This is a genomic window from Ethanoligenens sp., from assembly GCF_047718355.1.
In the GTDB taxonomy this organism is placed as follows: domain Bacteria; phylum Bacillota; class Clostridia; order Oscillospirales; family Ethanoligenentaceae; genus Ethanoligenens.
Genome location: NZ_JBDNLG010000019.1, coordinates 32,849 through 36,907 on the forward strand (window position 1 = coordinate 32,849; position 4,059 = coordinate 36,907).

The following is a 4,059-nucleotide window of genomic DNA, read 5'->3' on the forward strand; positions in this document are numbered from 1 at the left end:
TAGTTGTTGTTTTATTGCAGAACAGATTTTGCAATTTCGAAATATGCCGCCGAGGCTTGCTGTAATTGCTTGATCTCGATTCGTTCATCCCGGACATGCGCCATCGATTCAGTCATTGGACCAAAACCAATCGTTTTGATGTTTGCTTCGCCCGCGTAATGGCTGCCATTGGTGCAGAACGAGTAATAATGAACATGCGGCACCATACCGGCCCGTTGGATACCCTGCATAGCGTGCTGTACATATGGATCCTGCTCATCCAGAATCCAGGCCGGGAAAAACCGTTCGCCGGTAATCTGAGCACCGGTATAGCATGTTTCCTCTCCGTGGGTGATTGATACTTGTGCCTGAAAGGCGGCATCCTGTGAGGAAAGCCGAAGGATAACTTCACGTATGGGTTTGAGAATTTCATCCTTTGTTTCTCCGGGTAAGATCCGGCGGTCATAGGTTGCTTTGCAGTAATCCGGCACAACCGAGGCGCCGGGATACGGTGATGATTTGATGTCTGTCAGCGTCAGGACTCCATCACCCATTTTCGGATGGAGGGTAACCGGAATACGTTCGATTTCCGCAATCAGTCTTTGCATAGAGAGCACTGCATTGATGCCGATCTGCGGGTTGGCGGAATGCGCGGATTTTCCGAATGTTTCCACACAAATCTCTGCACGTCCTTTTTGCCCGCAAGCAATTTCGAGATTGGATGCTTCACCGATGACCACAAAGTCCGGCTGTACGTTTTTAGAAATCTCACGTGAAGCGACGCCTTCAAAACACTCCTCGTGTACCACACCGGCAACGGCCACCCGCCCGGAGAAATCTCTGTCTTTTGCCAAACGCGCACCGGCAGCAATCATTGCTCCCAATGCGCCTTTCATATCACTGGCGCCGCGGCCATAAATACTGCCGTCCTGCTCTTCCGCTGCAAAGGGGGGATGCGCCCACTTTTCTGCATCTAAAACCGGCACCGTATCCATATGTCCGTCAAACAGCAGCGTTTTTCCCGGTGCGCGGCCGTTGACAAAGCCGATTACATTTCCATATCGATCAAACTGGACATCGTCGTAACCAAGAGCCTGGAAAAGTTCCCCGATGTCAGTAGCGATGTCCTTTTCACATCCCGACATGCTGGGGATACGAATCAATTCTTTACAAATATCCGCAACCGTTTTTTTCATTTAAAAATCCTTTCCCTCAACATGGCCTTTAGGCCTTTTTCCGGATGACCATTCCTGCCGGCACATGGTGCTCTCCATCCTGATCGAATACCGTCACACCATTGACCATAACAAGTTTTATTCCTTCAGGATGACTGCATGGTGCCGAGAATGTTCCTGTCTCTGCAATTGTATTCGGGTCGAAAAGGACCAAATCTGCAAAATTTCCTGTTTTTAAGCGTCCTCTGTCAGCAAGACCGATTACTCGCGCGCCTTTGTAACTTAGCTTATAAACGGCTTCCTCCAAGGTCAGCACATTTTCCTTTCGTACATATTTTTCAAGGATACGCGCACAGGTCCCATATACACGTGGATGTGGGGTGCCTGAAAGGATTCCGTCTGTGCAAACGTTCTGTTCAGGGCGGGTCAGAAATGTTTGCACATGTTCCTCAAGTCCATAAAAGTCCACCATGCTGACAGCGTTGTTTTCTTCAATTAAAATACGGACTGTGGCATGAAGTGGATCTGTCTGCCAAAGGGCTGCAATTTCCATCAGATTTTTTCCAATGAGTCCTTTGTTTTTCTGCGATTCCACAAAGGTGATAAAGATACGGTCCCAGCCGGCGAAGTCGACGAAATTGTCCCAGCCGTGGCCTCCCGCGTCAATATCTTTTTGGATTTGCCGAACCGTGTTTTCATCCGTAATGCGCGCGAGCATTTGATCTACGCCGCCTACTTGTACCCATGGGGGAAGCAACACGCTGAGCGAGGTGCTTCCGGCAACATATGGGTATTGGTCAAAAGAAATGCGCAGCCCTTCCTGCTTTGCCTGGTCGAGCAGTTTAAGCATTTGGGGGATGTGTCCCCAGGACTTTTTTCCACAGGCTTTGAAATGGGAAAAATGCGTGCGTACACCGCTCTCGCGTGCAATTTTCAAGATTTCATTCATGGAGTCGATGATTTCATCGGCTTCACTGCGCTGATGTACAACAAAGACACCGTCAAATTCGGCCACGGTTTTGCAGAGCTCAATTAACTCCTGTGTTTTGCTGTATGCACAGGGTATGTAGATCAGACCGGTTGAAAGGCCGACCGCTCCGGCTTTCAGTTCTTCGCGCAGCAGCTCTTTCATGGCTTGCAGTTCTTCTGCGGTGGGCTGCCGGTCTGTCAGGCCCATCACAGCCAAACGGATGTTGCCATGCGGCACAAGATAAGCGGCGTTGATGGAAATCTGGCGTGCTTCCAATGCGCTTAAATAGCCGTCTGTATTACGATAATGCCAATCGATCCCGTTGTCCGAGCCGTCAAGTCCCGCCAGGTTCTTCTTCCAATCCTCAATGTATTTTTCCGGAAGCGGCGCCATTGATACGCCATCCTGCCCATATACTTCTGTTGTGATACCTTGCCGCAATTTGGGGGAAGGATAGGGATTCGATAATATCTTGAGATCGGTGTGGCTGTGCGTGTCGATAAAACCGGGGCAAATGACCTGCCCATGGGCATCTATGCGTTGGTCGGGTGAACAATCAAGGTGCGTCCCTAATGCCGCAATATATGATCCATCTACCAGCAATTCGCCTTTAAACCGTTTGGCACCGGTACCGTCGATGATCAAAGCGTTTTGCAACAATGTTTTCATCTGTTTACTCCTTTGTTTGCATAGAATACTGGTCTTTTCCACGCCATACAACGTCCCGATACCCTTCCGGATCGGTGTCACCTTCCGTGCTTATCAGCAAAACGCGGGATTGTGCGTTAAGTTCAAGCTTTTCACGCAGCGCAGCAAGATCCCCCTGCTTCATAATGGAGACCAGCAATCCGGCGCCAGCCGCACCGGACTCCCCCGATATAATCGGGGAATCGCCGGCAAGCGGGTTGCCCAGGATACGCATGCCGTAAGCGGAAACCCAGTCGGGGCAGGAGACAAACGCCGTGCTATAGCGTTTAATTAACTCAAATGCGATGGGGTTGGGCTCGCCGCATGCCAGTCCAGCCATCAGTGTCAGTAGGTCCCCTGTGACGGGAACAATTGTTCCGTCTCCCTTTACAGCTGAGCGATAGTAGCAGTCTGCTGCATCCGCTTCCATAATGACAACTTTAGGGGCGTCGTCGCCATATAGGGCGTAGAGGTAACCTTGCACCGCACCCGCGAAAGACCCTACGCCTGCCTGTAGAAAAACATGGGTGGGTTTTGCGTCCATTTGTTCAATGGCCTCTGCTGCCAGTGTGGCGTAACCCTGCATGATGTGGGTTGGAATTTCCTGATAGCCACTCCATGCGGTGTCTTGAATGATGATGCCATTGTGCTTTTCTGCTTCCTGCGAGGCAAACCGCACGGCATCGTCGTAGTTTAAGTTGGTGATACTGGCCTTGGCGCCTGTTTCCAGAATGTTCTGCAGTCGTTTTTGGGAAGAGCCTTTGGGCATGTAGATGACTGCGGGCTGCTTTAGCTGTTGGGCAGTCCAAGCGACGGCTCTTCCGTGATTACCATCCGTAGCGGCGTAAAACAGAACATTGCCGATTCTTTGTCGTGTTTCATCGGAAACCATACGTGAAAACGGCAATTCATCAATTGAGGTGCGCATACGCTTGGCCAAATAATTTCCCATTGCGTAAGTTGCGCCAAGGACTTTAAACGCGTTGAGTCCAAACCGTTTGGACTCATCCTTTACAGAGATGGTGCCAATGCCCAGATGCCGAGCCAGGCTTTTCAAAGAAATCAAAGGAGTCGGCTTATAATCAGGAAAGCTTTGATGGAACCGTCTTGCTTTTTCGGTCGATTGCAAAGAAATAACACAAGAGCATTCTCCGTTTTCCTGCTCTTTTATGGTGTTTAAAATCCATTTGATTGATTTCACTGTAGTTCCCTTCCTTCATTGGCTTGTAGTAGTCATAGTGCAGACTG

General features: G+C 49.9%; 3 protein-coding genes. All 3 read right to left on the minus strand.

Annotated features, from left to right (window positions below):
- Nucleotides 1-11: 11 nt before the first annotated feature.
- Genes ABF463_RS04815 through dpaL form a run of 3 tightly spaced genes read right to left on the minus strand, consistent with a single transcriptional unit; the run spans nt 12 to nt 4,012 of the window.
- Nucleotides 12-1,175, minus strand: a complete 1,164-nt coding sequence (locus ABF463_RS04815; RefSeq protein WP_415532422.1) for a YgeY family selenium metabolism-linked hydrolase — start codon at nt 1,173-1,175, stop codon at nt 12-14.
- A gap of 28 nt (nt 1,176-1,203) precedes the next feature.
- Nucleotides 1,204-2,793 carry an N-acyl-D-amino-acid deacylase family protein gene (locus ABF463_RS04820; RefSeq protein ID WP_415532423.1) on the minus strand — a complete coding sequence of 530 codons (1,590 nt, stop codon included), beginning with the start codon at nt 2,791-2,793 and terminating at the stop codon, nt 1,204-1,206.
- Between the two features lie 4 nt (nt 2,794-2,797).
- Nucleotides 2,798-4,012: a diaminopropionate ammonia-lyase gene (gene dpaL / locus ABF463_RS04825; RefSeq protein WP_415532424.1), complete on the minus strand. Its 1,215-nt coding sequence runs from the start codon at nt 4,010-4,012 to the stop codon at nt 2,798-2,800.
- Nucleotides 4,013-4,059: the final 47 nt, after the last annotated feature.